General features: G+C 66.7%; 24 protein-coding genes. 12 read left to right on the top strand and 12 right to left on the bottom strand.

Features of this window, described 5'->3' with window-relative positions:
• The first annotated feature begins 48 nt into the window (after positions 1–48).
• Both G154_RS06620 and G154_RS06615 read left to right on the top strand, forming a co-directional pair.
• Positions 49–1,215, top strand: a complete 1,167-nt coding sequence (locus G154_RS06620; protein WP_019512828.1) for an FAD-binding oxidoreductase — start codon at positions 49–51, stop codon at positions 1,213–1,215.
• An 11-nt stretch (positions 1,216–1,226) separates the two neighbouring features.
• Positions 1,227–2,165 (top strand): aldose 1-epimerase, encoded by a 939-nt coding sequence (locus tag G154_RS06615; protein ID WP_019512829.1) that lies wholly within the window; start codon positions 1,227–1,229, stop codon positions 2,163–2,165.
• Here G154_RS06615 and G154_RS06610 read toward each other — a convergent pair.
• The 6 genes from G154_RS06610 to nthB form a co-directional block, all read right to left on the bottom strand.
• Positions 2,105–3,187, bottom strand: coding sequence for a substrate-binding domain-containing protein (locus tag G154_RS06610; RefSeq protein ID WP_019512830.1), 1,083 nt, complete (start codon positions 3,185–3,187; stop codon positions 2,105–2,107). The two genes, G154_RS06615 and G154_RS06610, sit on opposite strands and share 61 nt — an antisense overlap.
• A gap of 126 nt (positions 3,188–3,313) precedes the next feature.
• A complete protein-coding gene (locus G154_RS06605; protein WP_031601298.1) occupies positions 3,314–3,772 on the bottom strand; it encodes a MarR family winged helix-turn-helix transcriptional regulator in 459 nt (152 codons plus the stop codon).
• 61 nt (positions 3,773–3,833) lie between these two features.
• Entirely contained in the window at positions 3,834–4,358 is a 525-nt protein-coding gene (locus G154_RS06600; protein WP_019512832.1) for a DUF1097 domain-containing protein, read from the bottom strand.
• 13 nt (positions 4,359–4,371) lie between these two features.
• Positions 4,372–4,782 carry a nitrile hydratase accessory protein gene (locus G154_RS06595; RefSeq protein WP_019512833.1) on the bottom strand — a complete coding sequence of 137 codons (411 nt, stop codon included), beginning with the start codon at positions 4,780–4,782 and terminating at the stop codon, positions 4,372–4,374.
• Positions 4,783–5,379 carry a nitrile hydratase subunit alpha gene (gene nthA, locus G154_RS06590; protein ID WP_019512834.1) on the bottom strand — a complete coding sequence of 199 codons (597 nt, stop codon included), beginning with the start codon at positions 5,377–5,379 and terminating at the stop codon, positions 4,783–4,785. It abuts the gene before it with no gap.
• A gap of 25 nt (positions 5,380–5,404) precedes the next feature.
• Positions 5,405–6,100, bottom strand: a complete 696-nt coding sequence (nthB, locus tag G154_RS06585; RefSeq protein WP_019512835.1) for a nitrile hydratase subunit beta — start codon at positions 6,098–6,100, stop codon at positions 5,405–5,407.
• Positions 6,101–6,354: 254 nt separating this feature from the next.
• Here nthB and G154_RS06580 point away from each other — a divergent pair, with 254 nt between their 5' ends.
• Genes G154_RS06580 through G154_RS06570 form a run of 3 tightly spaced genes read left to right on the top strand, consistent with a single transcriptional unit; the run spans position 6,355 to position 8,336 of the window.
• The gene (locus tag G154_RS06580) at positions 6,355–6,573 is read left to right on the top strand and encodes a CbtB-domain containing protein (RefSeq protein ID WP_019512836.1); all 219 of its coding nucleotides are present in this window, start codon (positions 6,355–6,357) and stop codon (positions 6,571–6,573) included.
• Between the two features lie 13 nt (positions 6,574–6,586).
• Entirely contained in the window at positions 6,587–7,348 is a 762-nt protein-coding gene (locus G154_RS06575) for a CbtA family protein (RefSeq protein WP_019512837.1), read from the top strand.
• Positions 7,335–8,336 carry an acetamidase/formamidase family protein gene (locus G154_RS06570; protein WP_019512838.1) on the top strand — a complete coding sequence of 334 codons (1,002 nt, stop codon included), beginning with the start codon at positions 7,335–7,337 and terminating at the stop codon, positions 8,334–8,336. Before G154_RS06575 ends, G154_RS06570 begins: the two co-directional genes overlap by 14 nt.
• On the opposite strand, the gene G154_RS06565 is transcribed toward G154_RS06570, so the two are convergent.
• From G154_RS06565 to G154_RS06545, 5 genes are all read right to left on the bottom strand, one after another.
• Entirely contained in the window at positions 8,324–8,680 is a 357-nt protein-coding gene (locus tag G154_RS06565) for a heat shock protein transcriptional repressor HspR (RefSeq protein ID WP_019512839.1), read from the bottom strand. The genes G154_RS06570 and G154_RS06565 overlap by 13 nt on opposite strands.
• Positions 8,677–9,858 carry a molecular chaperone DnaJ gene (gene dnaJ, locus G154_RS06560; protein WP_019512840.1) on the bottom strand — a complete coding sequence of 394 codons (1,182 nt, stop codon included), beginning with the start codon at positions 9,856–9,858 and terminating at the stop codon, positions 8,677–8,679. The genes G154_RS06565 and dnaJ overlap by 4 nt, the downstream gene beginning before the upstream one ends.
• A 19-nt stretch (positions 9,859–9,877) precedes the next feature.
• Entirely contained in the window at positions 9,878–10,489 is a 612-nt protein-coding gene (gene grpE, locus G154_RS06555; protein ID WP_019512841.1) for a nucleotide exchange factor GrpE, read from the bottom strand.
• On the bottom strand, positions 10,486–12,339 hold the full coding sequence (dnaK, locus tag G154_RS06550) for a molecular chaperone DnaK (protein WP_019512842.1): 1,854 nt from the start codon (positions 12,337–12,339) through the stop codon (positions 10,486–10,488). Before dnaK ends, grpE begins: the two co-directional genes overlap by 4 nt.
• A gap of 219 nt (positions 12,340–12,558) precedes the next feature.
• On the bottom strand, positions 12,559–13,497 hold the full coding sequence (locus G154_RS06545) for an alpha/beta fold hydrolase (protein WP_235215547.1): 939 nt from the start codon (positions 13,495–13,497) through the stop codon (positions 12,559–12,561).
• Between the two features lie 70 nt (positions 13,498–13,567).
• Here G154_RS06545 and G154_RS27055 point away from each other — a divergent pair, with 70 nt between their 5' ends.
• From G154_RS27055 to G154_RS26340, 7 genes are read left to right on the top strand one after another with little or no spacing between them, the layout of a single operon-like run.
• Positions 13,568–14,473: an Abi-alpha family protein gene (locus G154_RS27055; RefSeq protein WP_019512844.1), complete on the top strand. Its 906-nt coding sequence runs from the start codon at positions 13,568–13,570 to the stop codon at positions 14,471–14,473.
• On the top strand, positions 14,466–15,785 hold the full coding sequence (locus tag G154_RS06535) for a DUF445 family protein (protein ID WP_019512845.1): 1,320 nt from the start codon (positions 14,466–14,468) through the stop codon (positions 15,783–15,785). Before G154_RS27055 ends, G154_RS06535 begins: the two co-directional genes overlap by 8 nt.
• 54 nt (positions 15,786–15,839) lie before the next feature.
• Positions 15,840–16,382, top strand: a complete 543-nt coding sequence (locus G154_RS06530) for a hypothetical protein (RefSeq protein ID WP_045546650.1) — start codon at positions 15,840–15,842, stop codon at positions 16,380–16,382.
• Between the two features lie 16 nt (positions 16,383–16,398).
• Positions 16,399–17,022: a TIGR03085 family metal-binding protein gene (locus tag G154_RS06525; protein ID WP_019512847.1), complete on the top strand. Its 624-nt coding sequence runs from the start codon at positions 16,399–16,401 to the stop codon at positions 17,020–17,022.
• Between the two features lie 2 nt (positions 17,023–17,024).
• Complete coding sequence (locus G154_RS06520; RefSeq protein ID WP_019512848.1) at positions 17,025–17,645, top strand: DUF6461 domain-containing protein; 621 nt, start codon at positions 17,025–17,027, stop codon at positions 17,643–17,645.
• Positions 17,646–17,655: 10 nt separating this feature from the next.
• The gene (locus G154_RS06515; protein ID WP_019512849.1) at positions 17,656–18,594 is read left to right on the top strand and encodes an LLM class F420-dependent oxidoreductase; all 939 of its coding nucleotides are present in this window, start codon (positions 17,656–17,658) and stop codon (positions 18,592–18,594) included.
• Between the two features lie 22 nt (positions 18,595–18,616).
• Positions 18,617–19,027 carry a hypothetical protein gene (locus G154_RS26340; protein ID WP_131701348.1) on the top strand — a complete coding sequence of 137 codons (411 nt, stop codon included), beginning with the start codon at positions 18,617–18,619 and terminating at the stop codon, positions 19,025–19,027.
• Here G154_RS26340 and G154_RS06505 read toward each other — a convergent pair.
• On the bottom strand, positions 19,024–20,535 hold the full coding sequence (locus G154_RS06505) for a dynamin-like GTPase family protein (RefSeq protein ID WP_019512851.1): 1,512 nt from the start codon (positions 20,533–20,535) through the stop codon (positions 19,024–19,026). The genes G154_RS26340 and G154_RS06505 overlap by 4 nt on opposite strands.
• Positions 20,536–20,545: the final 10 nt, after the last annotated feature.

The following is a 20,545-nucleotide window of genomic DNA, read 5'->3' as shown; positions in this document are numbered from 1 at the left end:
ACCTGCCGTGCGTCGGCATTGGTGGCGACTCACCTAAACTCGGCGGACGTGGGACTCGATGACCGTGACGCGCTGCAGACACTGCGCGCCGCCGTCGACCCCAACGGCCCTCATTCGGACGCACTGATCGGTCGCTTCTACACCCACTGGTTCGCCATCGATGCGACCGTGCGCGACCTGTTCCCGCCGGATATGGCGCCCCAGCGCCGTGCGCTCAGCCAGGCGCTGGGCTGGCTCCTCGGTGAGATGATCGCCCAGCGCGCCGAGGAACCGGTGGCCTTCCTGGCCCAGCTTGGTCGCGATCACCGCAAATACGGTGTGACGCATTCCCATTACGACACCATGCGGGAAGCGCTGCTGGCCACCCTGCGCGGCCATCTGACCTATGTGTGGGACGGCCGGATCGCCGAGGCGACCGTCGACTTCGTGGATCTGGTCATCGGGGTGATGCGCGGCGCGGCCGATGCCGAGCAGGGGCCGCCGTTCTGCGACGGCACGGTCGTCGAGCACATCCGCGCCACCCGGGATGTCTCGGTGGTCCGACTGCAACTGGACCAGCGGCTGCCGTACCACCCCGGGCAGTACGTCACGGTGCAGGTTCCGCAGTGGCCACGGCGGTGGCGTTACCTGAGCCCCGCGATCCCCGATGACGGCACCGGATCCGTCGAGTTCCACATCCGATCCGTGATCGGCGGCATGGTCAGCCCGGCGATCATCGGTGAGACGACGGTCGGCGACCGCTGGCGCCTGTCGCACCCGCTCGGCGGCCTGCATGTCGACCGCGAAGCCGGTGACGTGTTGATGGTGGCCGGTAGCACCGGGTTGGCCCCGCTACGTTCGCTGATCATGGATCTGTGCCGGGAGGCCGAGAACCCGCGCGTGCACCTATTCTTCGGCGGCCGGTACCCCAGCGACCTCTACGATCTGCCGACACTGTGGCAGATCGCGTCGATGAACCCGTGGTTGTCGGTCACGCCGGTGTCCGAATTCTCCACCGATCCGCCGTGGGCCGCCGACTACCCGGATCACACACCACCGCGCGGCCTGCACGTGCGCCAGACCGGATTGCTCCCCGAGGTCGTGACACGCTACGGCGGCTGGGGCGACCGGCAGATCCTGATCTGCGGCGGGCCACAGATGGTGACCGCGACGAAGGCCGCGCTGATCGCCAAGGGTGCGCCACCGGAGCGCATCCAGCACGATCCGCTCTCGTGAAAGGACGGGCCATGCCCGAATCCCTGGTGCTCCATGATCGGTCGTCCTCGCTGAGCGCGACCTTCGTCCCCGGTGCGGGCATGATCGGCACCTCACTTGCCGAGGACGGCACCGAGTTCCTCGGTCAGCGCCGCGGCCTGAATGCGTACATCGCCGACGGCAAGACCATGGGCATCCCGATCCTGTATCCGTGGGCGAACAGGTTGAGCGGCAAGGACTATGCGGTCGGCACCGCGACGGTGCGGTTGGACGGTGCGCCCGGTGTGCGGACCGATCCGCACGGCGCGCCGATGCACGGGGTCCTGGCCGCGCACCCCGGCTGGCGGGTACGGCATTCGACCGACGAACTGATCGCGGTTCTGGAGTACACGACCCCGGAGCTGCTGGCGGCGTTCCCGTTTCCGCACGTGCTGACCCAGCGGGTGCGGCTGGCAGACCGGACGCTGACCATTACGACGACGGTGGCGCCGGAGCCCGGCGTCGCCGTACCGCTGTGCTTCGGCTATCACCCGTATCTCACGATCCCCGACGTGCCACGTGCCGACTGGATGTTGAGCACTCCTGGCATGCGATGGCTGCCGGTCGACGATGCCGGTCTGCCGACCGGGGAACACCAGGTGTGGCCGGCGTCTGCGGAGCCGCTGGCCGACCGCGCGCTCGACGACGGTTTCGATGAGGTGCCCGAGGGCGCGGTGTTCGCCATCGCCGGCGGAGGGCGGCGCATCGAGGTGCGTTTCGGTCGTGGCTATCCGGCGGCTCAGCTGTTCGCGCCGCCCGGCGCTGACCTGGTCGCCATCGAGCCGATGGCGGCGCCGACCGACGCGTTACGCCGCGGCGGCTACCGGGTGGCCGAGGGCGATCCCGCGGAGTTCGAGTTCAGCATCACCGTTCAGGCGGCCGAGATCCTCTCCCGCACCTCGAAATCCAGCCCCAACGCCTCGGCGATGTAGATGTCCTGGGACATCTGGTTGCCGTGCATCCGCACCTCACCGCGCGGGCTGGAGTAACGCAGGTCGGTCGCCGCCATGGTCATCGACTCGATGCCGAGTGAGCCGGCACGTGAGACCAGCGTCACGAACAATGTCAGTGCCTCGTAACAGGATTCACCGATACTGTTCAGGGCCGGCGCCGCAGCCCCGAAATGACCGTAATAGTGGCGGGCGAAATCCATACTGGCAGTGGTGTTCAGTGCCTCGAAGTACCCGGCGGCGGCGAACAGACCCTCGTTGCTCTCGGGTCCACTGGCCAGCAGCATGTTCTCCTCGACGTGCGGGCTCAGCCTGGGTACCGCCCGACCCAGGCCCGCGGCCGCGAACTGGCGGTTGAACGCGACACCGTCGCCACCGACCAACAGCAGCAGGACCCCGGTGGCCTCGGTCTGTTCGATCTGGCGGATTGCCGCACCGAAATCGTCGGTTCCCAGCGGGAAGTACATCTCTGCCAGCAGCGGTTGCCCGGAAGCCCTGGCGTGAACCCGCGCCGCCGACCCGGTCTCCCGTGGCCAGACGTAGTCGTTACCGATCACCACCCAGCGATCGATGCCGTACTCCGATTTCATCCAGTTCATCGCCGGCAGCAGCTGCCTGGACGGGGTTTCGCCGGTCAGGAAGAGACCGGGCGTGCGCTCGCCGCCCTCATACAGCGGCCCGTAGACATACGGCACCCGGCCGGCGGTGACCTCGGCAATCGCCTTGCGCACCGGTGAGATATGCCAGCCGGTCACCGCATCGACGGCGCCCAGATCGATCAGCGCGGCGATCTCGGCGGCGACGACTGTCGGTGCGCGACTTCCGTCGACGGGGACCAATCGCACCTGTCTGCCGAGCAAACCCGGTCCGGCGTTGATATCGGCGATGGCGAGTTCGGCACAGGCTTCACATGACGGACCGTAGATACCGGCCGGTCCGCTGAACGGCACCACGAGCGCGACGTCGATGGTGTCGCGCCCGATCCGTACCGATTCGTCGAACATCACCGCATCTCCGTCCCGCCACTATCCGGGTTCGATCATCGACCGCTGTCGTTACCGCCGCGTTGCGCAACTGTTGGTTCGATGAAAAGTTGTCCTGCGGCCCGAACAGCTCACACCCGATCGGGCTCAGCGGGAGGTGGGCATCGACAGGTCGCTGACCCGCGCCAAAGTGCGGATCAGATGAACCGCCGTGTCCTCACCGAATTCGTCGATGAGGGCGGATTTGACCAGGCCCTCCTGTCGAACCAACCTGCGCACCTTGGTCTTTCCCCGCGCCGAAAGGTAGATCAGCACCCGCCGGCGATCCATCGCATCGACCCGACGCACCACGAATCCGCCATCGACGAGCTTATCGACGATCCTGGTCAGGGAAGGGGGCGGAATCGTCAGGGCAAGCGCGATATCGCTCATCGTGAATCCGTCGCCGCCGCGCAGCGATCCGAGCACACGCCACCCGTCGATACTGGTGATATCGGCGTCCAGCAGTCCACTCGCCAACGCATCCGACCACCACCGGCCGGCCCGGAACAGGACCTCCGACACGCTGTCCGGACCGGTCGTCGTCGGCACCGCTCCCCCGCTCATCTCTTCCATCTCGAATAATTGGGTTCGTGCAGGATATCCGGCCTCATCACGACCCGCACACTCACGCCGGCTGCGCCATATCGGGGGCTTCGCCGGGCACGGGCCACGCCCGCAGCACGATCTGGGCCAACCATTCCGACGCCACGCCGAAGGCCGCGCCCACCAGGGCCGTCGTCGCGGCGATCAGCGCCGGATTGGAGACACCGGAGGTGGTGATCGGATGCGCGGTCGCCGCAATGGTGCCGACGGTCATCGCGAAGCCGAAGACGATCGCCGGCGTCGCCGACAACCACGGCAGCCGCGACACCTGAACCATTGCCAGACTGCCGATCCCGACGGCGACGGCCGGCAGTACCGCACTCTCGGTTCCGTTCACCGCCAGCAGGGTGCACGTCGCGATGGCGATGCCCGTCCAGTTGCACGCCACCGATTTCAGCAGCCCACCGATGCCGGACCCGACGAAGAAGAACGACGCCCACGCCAGGAACAACACCCATACGGGTAACGGCCAGACGGCGGCGGTCAGCCAGGTCGACAGGGCGCCGAAGATTCCGACGCTGATGGACAGCGCAGTGGCCTTGCTCATCGCATGTTCTCCATCAGTGAGCGTGCCCGTGGTCATGGTCGTGGTCATGGTCGTGGTCATGGTCGTGGTCATGGCCTGCGTGCGCCAACCGCTCACCCTCGACGAGGGTGCGGCGCTCGAGCGTCGAGGCGTCGAAGAGGCCCTTCTGCGTGGCCAGTCGGCAGAATGCCTCCCCGAACTGGCGGTAGTAGATCGCCGGGTCGCAGACATCGCTGAGCCCGGATTCGTCGATCACCGCGATGAGATGTGACTTGAACTCGTCCCACTCGAAGGTCCCTGCCTTGCAGAGGTGTACGACGAGCCCGAACAGCCGACCCTGCCATGGTGCATCGAAGATCAATTCGCCGTTGGATCGGGGCAGCGCGGTTGCGCCGTCCTGGTCATCGAAACCGGCGATATCGGTGACATCCTGGGTGACGGTCATCTAGCTCTCCCGCCCCGCGGAGACCAGTGCGGTTCCGACCATCGAGTCACGACTGATCAGATCCACCAGTTCGTCGACCGAGAGCCCTTCGGTGCCCGACGGACGCTGCGGGACAACCAGATAGCGGATCTCGGCGCTGCTGTCCCAGACGTCGATGGCGACATCGTCGGGCAGCGTCACCCCGAATTCGGCGAGCACGCTGCGCGGCTCCTTGACCACGCGGGCGCGGTATTGGGGGTACTTGAACCACGCGGGCGGGATGCCCAGCAGCGTCCACGGGTAGCAGGAGCACAGCGTGCACACCACGATATTGTGCTTTTCCGCTGTATTCTCGACCGCCACCATGTGTTCGGTCTGCAGCCCGGTGAATCCCATATCGGCGATCGCGGCGGTGGCATCACGCAGCAGCCACTCCTTGTACTCCGGGTCGGTCCAGGCGCGCGCGACCACCTTGGCGCCGTTGACCGGGCCCATGTCGTTCTCGAAGGACGACACGACGGCATCGACGGCCTCGTGCTCGGCAAGTCCCTTCTCGACCATGAGCGATTCCAGCGCGTTCACCCGCGCCTCGACATCGGATAGTGAAAGCCAGTCCATGTGTGTTCTCTTCCTGCGAGTTTCGTCAGTGTGCGGGTTCGAGGTAGTCCTCGAACAGGTCGGCGTACAGGTCGAACTTCTCGGCGGCGGCCTCGCCCCACAGTTCGGTCGAGGTGAACCGGACCATGTAGAGCTGGTGTGGGACGTCGGTCTGCTGGTGGGCGCTGGCCGCGGGGTCGTGATAGGCCCCGTACTGCTTGGCGACGACACCGGTGGCGCGATTGAGATACCCAGGCAGCCGGTTGTGGGTGACCTCGTGGATATTGCGCACCGTCACCGTCGCACCTACCTCATAGGCCGGTGGAGCATCCGCAGGCAGGTCATGGGGCGTGCCCTTCCACAGCACGTCGACCATCTGTTCGGCGAACGGGGACAACGTGTCGGGCTTGTCGGGATGTGGGTTCATCGACGGCGCGCCGAGTTGCTGCATCCGCGCATCGATCTCCTCGTGGGAGATGTATCCCTTGTCGTTGAGCAGCTTCTCCACCGAGAACAACCAGTGTGCGTAGTAGGTCGAATCGGTGTAATCGCTCCATCCCATGAGTTCGATGCCGTGCCGCTGCTCGTCGAGATTGAAGGCACCCTTGGCGATCGCCATCGCGGTGACGGCGTGCATCCGGCCTTCGAAGGGATAGCGCCAATTGGGAATGTCCGGCTCAAGGAACACGGGATCGATGGGACCGAGCCCATCCCGTCCGCCGACGTCATGTGGACCGTGCATTTTCTGAGCACTCCTGTCGATTGATTCGTCTCCACAACACTTCGAGTTGGAAGTATTCGCCGGTGCAACGCGGGTCGCAATCCGTCCAGAGATCCGTAACACGGCATTTACCACCGGTCGCTCGGATGTTAAATATGCGTTTCATGAGCTGTTTTATCCGCCTGTAGCGGTTGCGTCAGTCCGGGTCGACGGTAACCATCACACATCAGCGGAATATTTGTTGCGTGGAACTAATAGTCAGGAGAGAGATCCTCATGAGCACTTCACGCACTGCGCGGGCGGCTGCGGTCACCCCCGCAGATGATGCCGCCGTCGGCTCGGCCCTGTGGTTGACCGGCACTGTCACCCTCGCGCTGATCGCGTACTACTTCCTCGGCTATGACCAGGGCGCGGTCTCGGTCTTCGGGTCGGACACCCATGTGCACGAGTTCCTGCACGACGCCCGCCATCTGCTCGGCTTCCCCTGCCACTGAGAGGATTCCGACAATGGAAAAGAGACTCATCGGGCTGGGACTCGGTGCCGGCGCGCTCGCCGGCATCGTCACCTTCGGCTTCGCCCGGGTCAAGATCGCCCCGCTCATCGATGTGGCGATCGGTATGGAGGGCGCTCACACGCACGGGCCAGCCGCGGAGACACACGAACACGAGCCCGAGGTGTTCAGCAGGACAGTCCAGGAGAATATCGGTGCCGCCGTCGGCTCGGTGATGTTCGCGGTCATCATGGGTGCGCTGTTCGCCGTCGCGCTCGCGGTGCTGCTGAACATGCTGCGCAACCGGCGTATACCTGCCGATCCGCGCACCGTGGCGGCACTTGTTGCGGCGGGGGCGTTCTGCGTCGTCTCGGCGGTGCCGCTACTCACCTATCCGGCGAGCCCACCCGGCGTCGGCGACGACGCCACCGTGGGCGCCAGGACCACCGCTTACCTTGTCGTGATCGCCGGTTCGGTCGCCATCGCCTGTGCGGCGCTGGCGGTGGGGCTCGCGCTGCGCACACGCGTCGGGGCCTGGCCGTCGACAGTGGCGGCCACGGTCGGATACCTGGTGGCAGTGACGCTCCTCGCGTCGGTGCTGCCGTCGTTCGACGAGACCCCGCACGGCTTCCCCGCCGACGTCCTCGCCGATTTCCGGCTCGCGTCGCTGACCAACCAAGCTCTGCTGTGGTTGGTCATCGGGTCCACATTCGCCTGCCTGTTGCCCCGCGCGCTGCGCACCGTCACCCCAGAGGAGCACCTGCGTGCCCATCGTTGAGTTCACCCCGACCCCCGATCAGTACGTCTGGACGTTCGGGGGCGCCGATCCGATCATGGAGGTGGCGCCGGGGACGGTGCTGAAGCTGTGGACCGAGGATGCCTTCGCGGGCCGAGTGACGTCGAGCTCGGACAAACCGAGCGAGGTGCTCAATCCCAAAGAGCTCAACCCACAGACCGGCCCGTTCTACGTCACGGGCGCCGAACCCGGTGACACATTGGCGTTGCACATCGTGTCACTGGAGCCGGCGCGTGACTGGGCCGCGTCGACCACCATTCCGTTGTTCGGGGCGCTCACCGGCACCGACCGGACCGCTGGCCTGCAGCCTGCGCTACCCGAGAAGACCTGGATCTACCAGATCGATCGCGCGGAATCCACCGCGGTCTTCACCGCGCACGAAACCGATTTCACGCTGACGGTGCCACTGGCTCCGATGCTCGGCACCGTCGGGGTCGCCCCCGCGCTGCGGGAGGTGCGAACGACGTTGGTGCCGGACTACTTCGGCGGCAACATGGATACCCCCGAACTGCGCGCCGGCACCACGGTGTACCTCGGGGTGAATGTGGAAGGTGCACTGTTCTCGGTGGGCGACGGCCACTACCGGCAGGGCGAGGGGGAAACCTGTGGCACCGCACTGGAGGGCGCGATGAACGTCACGGTGCTCGTGGAACTGATCAAGGGCGGCGCACCCGCGTGGCCGCGCCTGGAACACGACGACGCCCTGCTGACCGTCGGGTCGGCACGCCCACTGGAGGATGCGTGGCGCTGCTCGCAGGTGGAGATGGTCCGTTGGCTGACCGAACTGTACGACCTCGCCACCATGGACGCCTACCAGCTGTGTTCGCAGCTGTGCCTTTCACCGCTGGCCAACGTCGTCGACGTGAACTACAGCGCGGTGACGAAGATTGCCAAATCACTTCTGCCACAATCTGATCCGTACAGCGGCACGCATGCTCGCATGCGTGCCGCCGCCGGTCAGCTCGACTGACGCTTCCCGCGGGGTTGCCACAGGACCAGCGCGGTGCTGGGTTTACGCAACCGGTCGACCTCGGCGGTCAGCTCGGCAACGCGGCTCTGCAGCGCCTCGACCTGGTTGGTCAGTTCGATGATCCGTTTGATACCGGCCAGGTTGACGCCCTCGTCCTGGGAGAGCCGTTGCACCTCGCGGAGCAGGTCGACGTCGTGCTGTGAATAACGTCGACCTCCTCCGGAGCTGCGCTGCGGTTTGACCAGACCGAGTCGGTCATAGGTGCGCAGGGTCTGCGCGTGCATACCGGCCAGCTCGGCGGCCACCGAGATCAGGAAGGTCCTGGCGTCCTCTTGGCGGCTCATGACAGGTTTCCTGCCCAACCCGCCCTGGGGTCGAATCCGGTGGCCCGCTCGGCCTTTGCATAGTTCTCCAGCGCCTCGGCCGCCTCGCCCTCCAGATTGGGCGGCACAGCGACCTTCACGGTGACCAGCAGGTCGCCGTGTCCGCCGGAGCGCTTGGGCACCCCGCGTCCACGCACCCGCAGGATCCGGCCGTCGGAGGTGCCCTTGGGCACCCGGACTCCGACCTTGCCCTCCAGGGTGGGCACCGAAAGTGTTGTCCCCAGCGCCAATTCGTGGAACGACACCGGGACGGTGACGGTCAGGTCGTCACCGTCGCGACCGAACACCTTGTCGGCGCGGACGTGCACGGTGACGTAGAGATCACCCGACGGCGCGCCACGCAGGCCCGCTTCACCCTGACCGGCCAGCCTGATTCGCTGCCCGTCCTCGACACCCGGTGGGATCCGGACGTTGATGGTGCGGGTCCTGGTGGTCACCCCGGTGCCCTTGCACTCGTCACACGGGTGCTCGATGATCGACCCGCTGCCACGGCATTCGGTGCACGGCTCGGAAAAGCCGAACGCGCCCTGGTTGCGGTTGACCACCCCGGCGCCGTTACAGCCGGGGCACACCTTCGGACTGGTGCCCGGACGCGCGCCGCTGCCATGACAATTGGTGCACGGGGCCGGGCTGGTGAGCCGCAGCGGCATCGCCACACCCTTGGTGGCTTCCAGGAACGAGAGCTCGGTCTCGGTCTCCAGATCGTTACCGCGCCGGGGGCGGCTCGGCCGGGGCTGTTGAGCACCCCGGCCGAACAACCCGCCGAACAGATCACCGATGTTGGCACCGCCGGCCTGCCCGGCCTGGTCGAACAGGTCGCCCAGGTTGAATTCCACTCCGTCACCGGAGAACCCGCCGAAGCCGCCACCGGCGCCGCCGGGTCGGCGGCCGAAGCCACCGCTGGCGAACAGCCGACGGGTCTCGTCGTACTCTTTGCGCTTGGCGTCGTCGGTCAGGACTTCCTTGGCTTCGGAGGCGGCCTTGTAGCGCTCCTCGGCGGCGGAGTCACCGGGATTTCGGTCCGGATGGTTCTCGGCCAGGATCTTGCGGGCGGCCCGCTTGATCTCGTCCTTGCCGGCGTCAGAGGTGACACCGAGCTCCTTGTAGAAGTCCTTCTCGACCCATTCACGTTGGGCCATCCGTCACCTCCTTCGCTGGCTAGTCTTCTGATTGTGCAGGTTGTGCATTGCCGGAGTCAGCATTCTCGACCGTGTCGACCACTCCGACCATTGCGTGGCGTACCACCACGTCACCGACCTTGTATCCACGGCGCATGACGGTGCCGACCACCGGGGCCGACCCGTCACCCTCGTGCTGGACCGCTTCGTGCAGCGACGGATCGAAGGCATCGCCCTCGGCGCCGAAGCTACTCAATCCGAGTCCTTCCAAGGTGGTGACCAGCTTCTCCGAAACCGCCTTGAGCGGACCGGATTCCAGGTCACCGTGGCTGCGGGCGCGTTCCAGATCGTCGAGAATGCCCAGCAGCTGGGTGATCACGCCGGCCTTGGCCCGGTCGGCGGTGACCTGCTGATCGCGCAACGCCCGCTTGCGGTAGTTGGCGAACTCGGCCTGCACCCGTTGCAGATCGGCGGTCAGTTCGGCGACCTTCTCGTCGGCGGCTCCGGGAGCACCGGCGGCCTCGGCGGGCGCCGAGCCCTCAGGATTGCCCTGAGGGTTCGGCTCCTGCTCGCGAACTTCGCCGGTGTCCGGATCGATACGCCGTTTGTCGGTGATGGTCACCGGCTCTTCGTGCGAATCGGTCTGACTCACTTGCGCTCCTGGTCATCCTCGACAACCTCGGCGTCCACGACGTTGTCATCGGCTTGCTGGGAACCCGCATCGCCGCCGGCACCCTGCTCGGCCTGGGTGGCCTCGTAGATGGCCTGACCCAATGCCTGGCTTTCGGTGCCCAGCTTCTCCATCGCGGACTTGATGGCCGCGATATCGGTACCGGCGAGTGCGGTCTTGGCCTCCGCGATGGCGGAGTCGACCTTGGCCAGGGTGTCCCCGGGGACCTTGGATCCACCCTCGGCGCTGCGCTGCTCGGCGACGAACTTCTCCGTCTGGTAGACCAGCGACTCGGCCTGGTTGCGGACGTCGGCCTCCTCGCGACGCTGACGGTCCTCGTCGGCGTGCGCCTCGGCATCCTTGATCATCCGGTCGATCTCCTCCTTGGAAAGGCCGGAGCCTTCCTGGATCTTGATCGTGTTCTCCTTGCCGGTGCCCTTGTCCTTGGCCGTGACGTGGACGATGCCGTTGGCGTCGATGTCGAAGGTGACCTCGATCTGCGGCACGCCGCGCGGGGCCGGCGGGATACCGGTCAGCTCGAAGGAGCCCAGCAGCTTGTTGTGCGAGGCGATCTCGCGCTCACCCTGGAACACCTGGATCTGCACCGAGGGCTGGTTGTCATCGGCCGTGGTGAAGGTCTCGCTGCGCTTGGTCGGGATGGTGGTGTTGCGCTCGATCAGCTTGGTCATCACGCCACCCTTGGTTTCGATACCGAGGGACAGCGGGGTGACATCAAGCAGCAGAACGTCTTTCACCTCACCCTTGAGCACACCGGCCTGCAGCGCGGCGCCCGCGGCGACAACCTCGTCGGGGTTGACGCCCTTGTTGGGCTCCTTGCCACCGGTCAGTTCCTTGACCAGGTCGGTGACCGCGGGCATACGCGTCGAGCCACCGACGAGCACCACGTGGTCGATCTCGCCGACCGAGATACCGGCATCCTTGATCACCTGCTGGAACGGCGCACGGGTGCGGTCCAGCAGATCCTGGGTGATGCGCTGGAACTCCGCGCGGGTCAGCTGCTCGTCGAGGAACAGCGGGTTCTTGTCCGCGTCGACGGTGATGTAGGGCAGGTTGATCGAGGTGCTCTGTCCGGAGCTCAGCTCGATCTTGGCCTTCTCGGCGGCTTCCCGAAGCCGCTGCATGGCCATCTTGTCCTTGGTCAGGTCGATGCCGCTGGTGCTCTTGAACTTGTCGACCAGCCATTCGACGATCCGGTCGTCCCAGTCGTCGCCACCGAGGTGGTTGTCACCGGAGGTGGCGCGCACCTCGACGACACCGTCGCCGATTTCCAGCAGGGACACGTCGAACGTGCCGCCGCCGAGGTCGAAGACCAGGATGGTCTGTTCCTTCTGTCCCTTGTCCAGACCGTAGGCCAGGGCGGCCGCGGTGGGCTCGTTGACGATGCGCAGGACGTTGAGGCCGGCGATCTGGCCGGCTTCCTTGGTGGCCTGCCGCTCGGCGTCGTTGAAGTACGCGGGCACCGTGATGACGGCGTCGGTGATGTCCTCACCGAGGTAGGCCTCGGCGTCGCGCTTGAGCTTCTGCAGCGTGCGCGCGCTGATCTCCTGCGGGGTGTAGTCCTTGCCGTCGATTTCGACGGTCCAGTCCTTACCCATGTGCCGCTTCACCGAGCGGATGGTGCGGTCGACGTTGGTGACCGCTTGGTTCTTGGCGGGCTGACCGACCAGCACCTCGCCGTTGCGCGCGAACGCGACGACCGACGGGGTGGTCCGGGAGCCCTCTGAGTTGGCGACGACGACCGGGTCGCCACCCTCCAGCACTGCGACGACGGAGTTGGTGGTCCCGAGGTCGATACCGACCGCACGAGCCATAGTTCATTGCCTCCTGTTTGGCTTGAATAGGATCTGAGTGAACCTCACTCAAGCCTGCACCCGACCGGTTCACCCTGTCAAGTGGAAGTTGAGTCTGATTCACTCAAGTTGTTGTCGAATTGGTCAACGTCACCGTCGCCGCGATTTGTTCCCGGACCTGCCCACCTCGCCGAAAGTGACGCTGCGGTCGTGGCGGATGTGCCCCGAACAGCCGAAACGTCACTCTCGGCGAGAGCGCAGGAACTCGCGCAGCACGCGGAGAACCTCGGCGGGCTGGTCGTAGGTGACGATGTGGCCCGCCCCGGCGATGGCGACCAACTGCGAATCCGGGGTCCGGGCGTGCGCCTCGTCCAGCACGTCGGCGCCGACCAACGGATCGCCGCTGCCGCGAATCCACAGTGTCGGGACGGCCAGGCGGTGCAGCTCGGGAGTCAGATACACCCGCATCGTTCGCGGCGCGTAGGCCTGGACCTGCCAGTCGTCGAGTGCACGCTCGCCGTGACGGTTCTTCGCCAGGGCCTCCTCGACCGCGGATCCGACGATGCGGTCGAAGCCCGGGGTATCTACACCCGCGGTCAGGGTGGCCGCCAGCGACGACCGGACCAGTCCGGGAAACCTGGCCAGCAGCCAGCTGGTCGCCCGCAGCAATCCCGGCGTCCGGGTGACCACCCAGGTGAGGAACTGGTAGGGGCGGACGGCGTCGAGCCCGCCCGGACCGATCGCGACCAGGGCATCGACGCGGTCGGGGTGCTCGAGCGCGAACCCGGTGGCCACCCCGCCGCCGAGTGACAGACCGATCAACCCCACCCGATCCAGCCCGAGCTCGTCGAGCAGCGCACCCATGAACCGGCGGTAGAACCGGTCGTCGAGGGTGCCGCGCCACGGTCGGCTGCCGCCATGTCGGGGCAGGTCGACGACGTACACCCGATGGTCGCGTGCCAGGTCGGCGATGACGTCGTGCCAGACACCCAGCCCGGTGTCGAGCATCGCACCGTGCAACAGCACCAGCGCCGGGCCCGCTTCACCGGCCAGGTACACCCGCACCGGGCCGCCGCCGACCGTGATGTCGACATGCCTCATCCAGATCGCCTCCGATCGATGTTCGGGCCGCCACCCCATGGCATCACCGCGGCTACCGATCCCGATTCGCGACGGCACCCGCCCACGGATATCTTCGCAGCCGGTAACCTGCGGTATCCGTTGCGCGCAATTGGGGGTTCGATCACAGGTGAGAGAGCAGATTCCGCATCACGACCCGGTCCAGGTACCGGTCGACGTGCCGCCTGCACACGTGATCGACAGCGAACCCGAGTCGCCGGAGATCCCCGAACTTCCCGAGCCCGACGAGCCGGCCCAGCCTTCCGAGGGCGTGGTCACCGACAAGGCGCCGGTCAAACGCAACGGTTTCAACCGGCGCGGGTTCCGCTTCTCCACGCCTCTCGGCGACATCGCGATCGCGGTGCGTACCCCGAAACAGCAGCCGGTGGTGCCGAAGTGGTTCGATCCGCTGGGGCTCACCGATCGTGCGGTCGACGCGGCCAAGACGGGCCTCAAGCTGGCCGCGTGGGGCGAGGAGCAGGTCGTCACCTACGTCAAGAACCGCCTGGACGCCGTCGAGCCCACCCCGCGGCCGCTGCCTCAACCCGAGGCCTCACCGCATGACTCGCTGCACACCAAACTGGGTCGCCTGTTGGACAGGGCCCTGGACCAGAGCACCGCGGGCAGTCAGCAGGAGCTCTACCACCGCCTGCTTGACCAGCTGGTGGCCGACGAGGCCCGCATCATCGGCGCGCTGTCCGACGGGACCTCCTCCCCGCTGGTCAACATCTACAGCCGGTCCCGCAACCAGGTCGTCCTGCAGAATGCGTGCCTCATCGGACGTACCGCGAATGTCGCACTTCCCCATATGGTCCCGCAGTACGTCGATCATCTGCTATCCCTTGGTCTTGTCGAGACCGGTCCGGAGGACCCGTCCAAGAAATCCGACTACGAGGTGCTGATGGCCGAACCGATGGTGCTCAAGGCGGTGAAGGGTGCCTCGAAGGGTCCGTTGATCGCCAGGACGGAGAAGCTCTCCCTGAGCCTCTCCACGCTCGGCATGGGTCTGTGGGCGGCTGCCGTCGCCGATGGCTAACGAGACCCTGCTCGCCATCCAGTCCTGGCGGGAGATCACCGCCGACTTCGAGGTCAACTGGTTCATCTATCTGTCGATGCCGTTCGTGGCCGCCTTCGTCGGCTGGAGCACCAAGATCGTCGCGGTCGAAATGCTCTACCGGCCAATGGAATTCCGCGGCATCGGCCCGTTCGGATGGCAAGGCATCGTCCCGCGCCGGGCAGGCAAGGTCGGCTCGAAGACCATCGAACTACTCACCCAGAATCTGCTCAAACCCGAGGAACTGCTCGAACGCGTCGACGCCAGGGAAGCGGTCGAGGCACTGCGTGAACCACTCACCGAGGCCATCGACGAGGTGTCCCGCGAGGTCGCCGAGCAGATCCGGCCCGGCCTGTGGGACGCCCTGCCCGACCCGGCCCGACGTGCCATCCAGAAGCGCATCCAGGACGAGACCCCCCGCGTGGTCGAGTCACTGCTCAACGAGATGCGGGCCGACCTCCCGCGTTTCGTCGACATCCAGTTCCTCGCCGTCACCACATTGGTGCGCAACAAGGACAAGCTCAACAAGCTGATGCGCGGGATGGGCGATGACGCGATGGCGTTCGTCCGGCGCAGCGGCATCTATTTCGGTCTGGTCATCGGTGTCGTGCAGATGATCGCGTGGGCTCTGTTCCAGAACCCGTGGATCATGCCGGCGTTCGGTTTCGGTGTCGGCTTCATCAGCGACTACATCGCGTTGAACATGCTGTTCCGGCCGATCGAGCCGAAGAAGTACCTGGGCTTCATCCCCTTCCAGGGACTGCTGCACGCCCAGCGTGACAAGGTCACCCGCGATTACGCGAGGATCCTGGCCGATGATCTGTTCTCCCCGGAGATCCTGTTCGACGGGGTGTTACGCGGACCGGGCGCGGACAAGTTGTTCAGCCTGGTCGGCAAGGAGGTCAGCGCGGCGATCGACGCCCAGACCGGGGTGGCCACCCCACTGGTCAAGCTCGCCGTCGGCAGCCAGCGATACAACGCATTGAAAGACAGCCTGGTTCAGGTCGTACTGGAGCGGCTGCCCACCACACTGGTGGAGGCGCAGGACTACGCCATGAAGACCCTCGATCTGGAGAACACCATCATCGAGAAGATGGGCCAGCTCACCAACGAGGAGTACGAGTCCATCCTGCGACCGGTGTTCAAGGACGACGAGCCGACGATGATCGCCGTCGGCGCCGTCCTCGGCGGCGTCGTCGGTGAACTCCAGGTGGTGCTGATCGAGAACTTCGGCAACGAGCCGGCCGCGGTGAGCGCGCTACCCCAGCTCGTCCGGCACGCCCTGCACCTGTAACCGCGTCGCGACGGTAGCCTCGCAGGTGTGACGGGTGGGGCGAAACGGACAGCGCTGTGGTTCGGCAGCGGCGGCATCGCTCTGGCGCTGCTGATCGGCGGGTGTTCGGACAGCACCGAGGGCCGCCCGGTAGGCGCCGGACCCACAGGCACCGAGCCGGACTTCCCCACCTCGCGCCCGGACCGCACCACCACCACGCCCACCCAGTCGCCCATCACCCCGGCCCCGGCCCCGCCGCCGGTCACCGTGCCTCCGGGTGGCGAGAACCTGGCCCCGCAGAACGGCTACGTCTTCATCGAGACGAAATCAGGCCAGACGCGCTGCCAGATCTCCGACCGGGCGGTCGGCTGCGAGGCCGAATTCGAGAACTCCCCGGAGGTCGACGGTTTTCCCGCCAACGGGGTCAACATCACCGCTGCCGGCGAAGTCACATGGTTGACAGGAAATCTCGGCGACATCCCGACGGTGCAACTGGACTACCGCACCTACACCGCGCTGGGCTGGACGATCGTCGCCACCGAGGACGGCACCCGTTTCACCAACGACGGAACCGGGCATGGAATGTTCGTCCGGATCGAAGGTGTGGAGACGTACTGATGAACGGCCTACCGCTATGAGCATTGCCCGCAACGAGCGCGCCGCGCTGGTGGCCACCATGCGTGCCGCAGGCCCCGATGCTCCGACCCTGTGCGAGGGCTGGACCACCCGCGATCTTGCCGCGCATCTGGTCGTGCGGGAACGCCGCCTCGACGCCGCGCCGGGAATCCTGATCCCGCAGTTGGCCGATTACACCGCCCGGGTTCAGGACCAGCTGACCGCCTCCACCGATTGGCACGACCTGCTCGGTCAGGTTGCCGACGGACCGCCGCTGTACTCGCCGTTCAAACTTCTCGACCCGCTGGTCAACGTCGCCGAGATGTTCATCCACCACGAGGATGTGCGACGGGCGGGAAAGAATTGGGAGCCAAGGGTTCTCGATGAGTCCACGACGGCGGCACTGCGAAGGCAGGTCCGCTCGTTCGCCAAGATGACGCTGGCCAAGTCCCCGGCGAAGGTGTCACTGTCCACCCCCGACGGAGTCGTGCTGACCACCGCGGGCAAGGGCGCCCCGGTGACGGTGTCCGGCGAGCCCGGCGAACTGCTGCTGTTCGCTGCCGGCCGCGAACCCGTGCGGGTGGACTTCACCGGGGACGCCGACACCATCGCCGCCGTGAAAGCCGGCCGCCGCGGACTCTAGGTATGAGCGCCACGATCGCGGATTACCTCTGGTGGCAGGAGTTTCGGCCGGACTGGGCCGTTGCGCACTGCGTGACACTGCTCGATGCCGCGACCCCGGATCAGGTGATCGGCGCTCTCGGCGGTGACACCATCGATCGGATAACCGGTATCGATGCGCTACTGGTGCACGCCGCCGACCATGCGGGTGAGTGCTACAACCCGACCGAGGCGGTCATCGGCGTCACCACCACCGAGACCGGCTGGGTGCTGATGGCCGAGGTGAACGGATATCTGGGCGTCACGCCTGAACTCATCCGGCCGCTCACCGTGGGCCGGACCGTCGTCTCGCATTTCCGCAACATCAACGCGCTCTACCAGTTCACCTGGTGGCACGATGGGCGCCTACTGACCGATCTCGATCTGCTGTTCCCGTCCGAGCGGGCCGGCGACAACCCCGACGCCGCGCTGGAACACCTGCACGCCGTCGGGCTGCCGCTGGACCCCGACGCCGACGTGTCGGCACTGGATCTCAGTGCGGCCGCATTCGCACTCGCCGAGCGGATCACCGGGGTGGCCTGCACCCCCATATTGTTCGAGCGGGCCGACTTCACGGTCGCCGTCGTACCGATGTCCGCGGGCTAGGGTGGAAACCATGTCCAGCATCGATTTCCGGGTCTTCGTCGAACCACAGCAGGGCGCGAGCTACGCCGACCAACTCGCGGTGGCCCGCGCCGCCGAACAGCTGGGGTATTCGGCGTTCTTCCGGTCCGACCACTACCTGGCGATGGCCGGTGACGGGCTGCCCGGCCCCACCGACTCCTGGGTCACCCTGGCCGGTATCGCGCGGGAAACCTCCACCATCCGGCTCGGCACCATGGTCACCTCGGCCACCTTCCGGCATCCGGGTCCGCTGGCCATCGCGGTGGCCCAGGTCGACGAGATGAGCGGCGGACGGGTCGAACTCGGTATCGGCGCCGGGTGGTTCGAGGCCGAACACCAGGCCTACGCCATCCCGTTCCCGCCGTTGGGCGAGCGCTTCGACAGGCTGACCGAGCAGTTGCAGATCCTGACCGGACTATGGGGCACCCCGATCGGCGAGACCTATGACTTCGCCGGCACCCACTACACGGTCAAGGACTCCCCCGCCCTGCCCAAACCCGCACAGCAGCGGGTGCCGATCATCATCGGCGGTGCGGGCCCCAAGCGGACCCCGGCGCTGACCGCGCGCTTCGCCGACGAGTTCAACATCCCGTTCGCCTCGCTGGAGGATCTGACGGCCCAGTTCGACCGGGTCACGGCCGCCGTGGCCGCCGCCGGGCGCGCCCCGGGGTCACTGGTGTATTCGGCGGCATTCGTGCTGTGTGCCGGCGCCGACGAGACCGTGCTGACGCGGCGGGCCGGGGCGATCGGGCGTGAGCTGGACGAGATGCGGGGCAATTCGCCGGTCGTCGGCACCCCGGCCGAGATCGTCGACAAGCTCGGCGCCTTCACCCAGGCCGGTGTTCAGCGGGTCTACCTGCAGGTACTGGACATGTCGGATCTGGACCACCTGGAGTTCTTCGCCACCGAGGTCATCGGGCAGTTGGACTGACACACGGCTACCATCGGTGGCCGTGACGGGCGATCCCAAATGGCATGAGCGAACGCCCACCCTGCTCGCCGCGAGTGTCGCGGCACTGGTCGCCATCGGCCTGGTCGTGTGGCTGACGTTGACGCTGGTCCGCCAGGTGAACACGCCGGCACCCCCGCCGGAGTATGTGACGCCGACCTTCACCGATGACAGCGGTACCTCGTCGGCCACCACCACCGGGTCGGCCTCGACGACCAGCAGCTACGTGCCGCCGCAGACCAGCGACATCCTGGGACCCGAAACCAGCGAGACGACCACGACCACCACCCGTGAGCGGACCCGCACCGAGCGCACCCGGCAGAACGACGACGAGGACGACGACGAGGAAACCACCACCACCCGGCGCAACCGGCAGAACGAGACCAGGACGCTGTACCCGCTCCCCGCTCCCTAGCGGCCCAACGCGTGGAATTCCGCGACCAGCGCCTCGGCGCTGCGGACGGCAGCCCGGCATACCCGCGCGGTGAACGGGTCATTGAGCGGGTGCTCCGCACGGCGGCGCCAGCGCTGGGTGGCGGCGAACGCCGCGCGCGGCCCGTCGTCGGATCCCAGGCCGGGGGCCAACGGCCCCAATCCGAGCCTGCTGGCCGCATCGGTACCCGCCGCCCCGATCAGCCTGCGCAGCGAGGCCATCTCGTCGTCGGTCAAGGTCGTTGGGCGCGAACGTAATTGGCTCAGCAGTCGGAGTTCCTCGAAGGCATGCGTGTCGGCAAGCAGCGGGTCGATGTCGGCAAGGATCTGCCGGGCCGCGTAGACCGGATTCACCTGCACGAACCGCCGAAGCGACAACAGCGCGGTGTGCGCCTTGAGCAGATCCGAACGCTGGGCGAACTGCTGGTCGATGACATCGCGCAACGCGATCAGACCGCTGCGCTCCAGCAGTTCGTCGGCCAGCGCCACCGAATCGCTGATACCGGCCCGCAGCACCGCGATCGAGATACGCAGGCCGAACATGCCGAACCGCTCCAGCAGCGCCGCGCGGGTCGCGGCGTCCACCGGCAACGACTCGTCCTCGCGGACGAACCGGTCAGCACTGAGCATCGCCTTGGTCAGATCGGCGGGTTCCATGGCCGCCAACTTCTCCAGTGCGACGAACTCGCTCTGGCGCAGCGTCCGCGCGGTCAGCGCGAGCAGCCCGGAGACCGGAACCACTGCCTGGCAGATGCCGGTCTTGTCCATCTCGGCGGTGAACCGCGTCGCCACCTCGCGTGCGGACAACATGGCGTCGAGACGTCCGGCGCCGATCTCGTCGGCACGCGAGGCGACCCCGATGACGCCCAGCGCGCCGGTCTCACCGCCGGTGAGCTCACCGATCTGTTTGAGCAGCGCGATATCGGCGGCATTGAGGGTGCGCAACAGGAACACGACCGCATCGACGCGCGGCACACCATCCTGGGGCACCAGCAGACGAAGGGTGCGCTCGGAGACATCGCGTGACAGCGAGGACGTGCCGGGAGTGTCGATGATGGTGGCGTCGATGAGTTCGGCGGCCGGCCAGGCGACGTCGAGATCCTCGATATCGGCCGGGTCCAGTCCGGCGAAGCTGAACGTCAGACCGCGCTGCCCGTCCTCGGTGGCCCGCGCGATCGGCACGTTCGAGGTCCGGCCGTCCCGATGGTTGGCGGTCACCTTGGGAGTGGGTCCGTGCCGGAACGAGGTCACGATGCGGGTGGCCTCGGTGGCGTCGGTCGGGGCGATGTCCTCCCCGACAAGGGCGTTCACCAGTGTCGACTTACCGGCCTTGAGGGTGCCTGCCAGTGCGATCCGCATCGGCTGATTGAGCCGGCGGCCGATGCGATCCAGTTCGGCATGCGCATCGGGCCGATTCCGGTAGGCGGGATCGGCGCGATAGGCGTTGACGGTGCCGGCCAGGATGGCGCGGACGTGATCGCTGGTGCTCATGACCCGGACA

It is taken from the genome of Mycobacterium sp. VKM Ac-1816D (assembly GCF_000416385.1).
Taxonomy (GTDB): domain Bacteria; phylum Actinomycetota; class Actinomycetes; order Mycobacteriales; family Mycobacteriaceae; genus Mycobacterium; species Mycobacterium neoaurum_A.
Note: the sequence above shows the minus strand (reverse complement) of the source record. Positions and strands in the feature narration are given on the sequence as shown.

What these genes read in the sequence shown, in the direction of transcription:
- G154_RS06520 (WP_019512848.1), top strand. Translation starts at nt 17,025, where the DNA reads ATGAGCGCCACGATCGCGGATTACCTCTGGTGGCAGGAGTTTCGGCCG.
- dnaK (WP_019512842.1), bottom strand. Translation starts at nt 12,339, where the DNA reads ATGGCTCGTGCGGTCGGTATCGACCTCGGGACCACCAACTCCGTCGTC.
- G154_RS06595 (WP_019512833.1), bottom strand. Translation starts at nt 4,782, where the DNA reads ATGACCGTCACCCAGGATGTCACCGATATCGCCGGTTTCGATGACCAG.
- nthA (WP_019512834.1), bottom strand. Translation starts at nt 5,379, where the DNA reads ATGGACTGGCTTTCACTATCCGATGTCGAGGCGCGGGTGAACGCGCTG.
- G154_RS06580 (WP_019512836.1), top strand. Translation starts at nt 6,355, where the DNA reads ATGAGCACTTCACGCACTGCGCGGGCGGCTGCGGTCACCCCCGCAGAT.
- G154_RS06610 (WP_019512830.1), bottom strand. Translation starts at nt 3,187, where the DNA reads ATGTTCGACGAATCGGTACGGATCGGGCGCGACACCATCGACGTCGCG.
- G154_RS06575 (WP_019512837.1), top strand. Translation starts at nt 6,587, where the DNA reads ATGGAAAAGAGACTCATCGGGCTGGGACTCGGTGCCGGCGCGCTCGCC.
- G154_RS06615 (WP_019512829.1), top strand. Translation starts at nt 1,227, where the DNA reads ATGCCCGAATCCCTGGTGCTCCATGATCGGTCGTCCTCGCTGAGCGCG.
- G154_RS06505 (WP_019512851.1), bottom strand. Translation starts at nt 20,535, where the DNA reads ATGAGCACCAGCGATCACGTCCGCGCCATCCTGGCCGGCACCGTCAAC.
- G154_RS06600 (WP_019512832.1), bottom strand. Translation starts at nt 4,358, where the DNA reads ATGAGCAAGGCCACTGCGCTGTCCATCAGCGTCGGAATCTTCGGCGCC.
- G154_RS06525 (WP_019512847.1), top strand. Translation starts at nt 16,399, where the DNA reads ATGAGCATTGCCCGCAACGAGCGCGCCGCGCTGGTGGCCACCATGCGT.
- dnaJ (WP_019512840.1), bottom strand. Translation starts at nt 9,858, where the DNA reads ATGGCCCAACGTGAATGGGTCGAGAAGGACTTCTACAAGGAGCTCGGT.
- G154_RS06535 (WP_019512845.1), top strand. Translation starts at nt 14,466, where the DNA reads ATGGCTAACGAGACCCTGCTCGCCATCCAGTCCTGGCGGGAGATCACC.
- G154_RS06605 (WP_031601298.1), bottom strand. Translation starts at nt 3,772, where the DNA reads ATGAGCGGGGGAGCGGTGCCGACGACGACCGGTCCGGACAGCGTGTCG.
- G154_RS06515 (WP_019512849.1), top strand. Translation starts at nt 17,656, where the DNA reads ATGTCCAGCATCGATTTCCGGGTCTTCGTCGAACCACAGCAGGGCGCG.
- G154_RS06565 (WP_019512839.1), bottom strand. Translation starts at nt 8,680, where the DNA reads ATGAGCCGCCAAGAGGACGCCAGGACCTTCCTGATCTCGGTGGCCGCC.
- nthB (WP_019512835.1), bottom strand. Translation starts at nt 6,100, where the DNA reads ATGCACGGTCCACATGACGTCGGCGGACGGGATGGGCTCGGTCCCATC.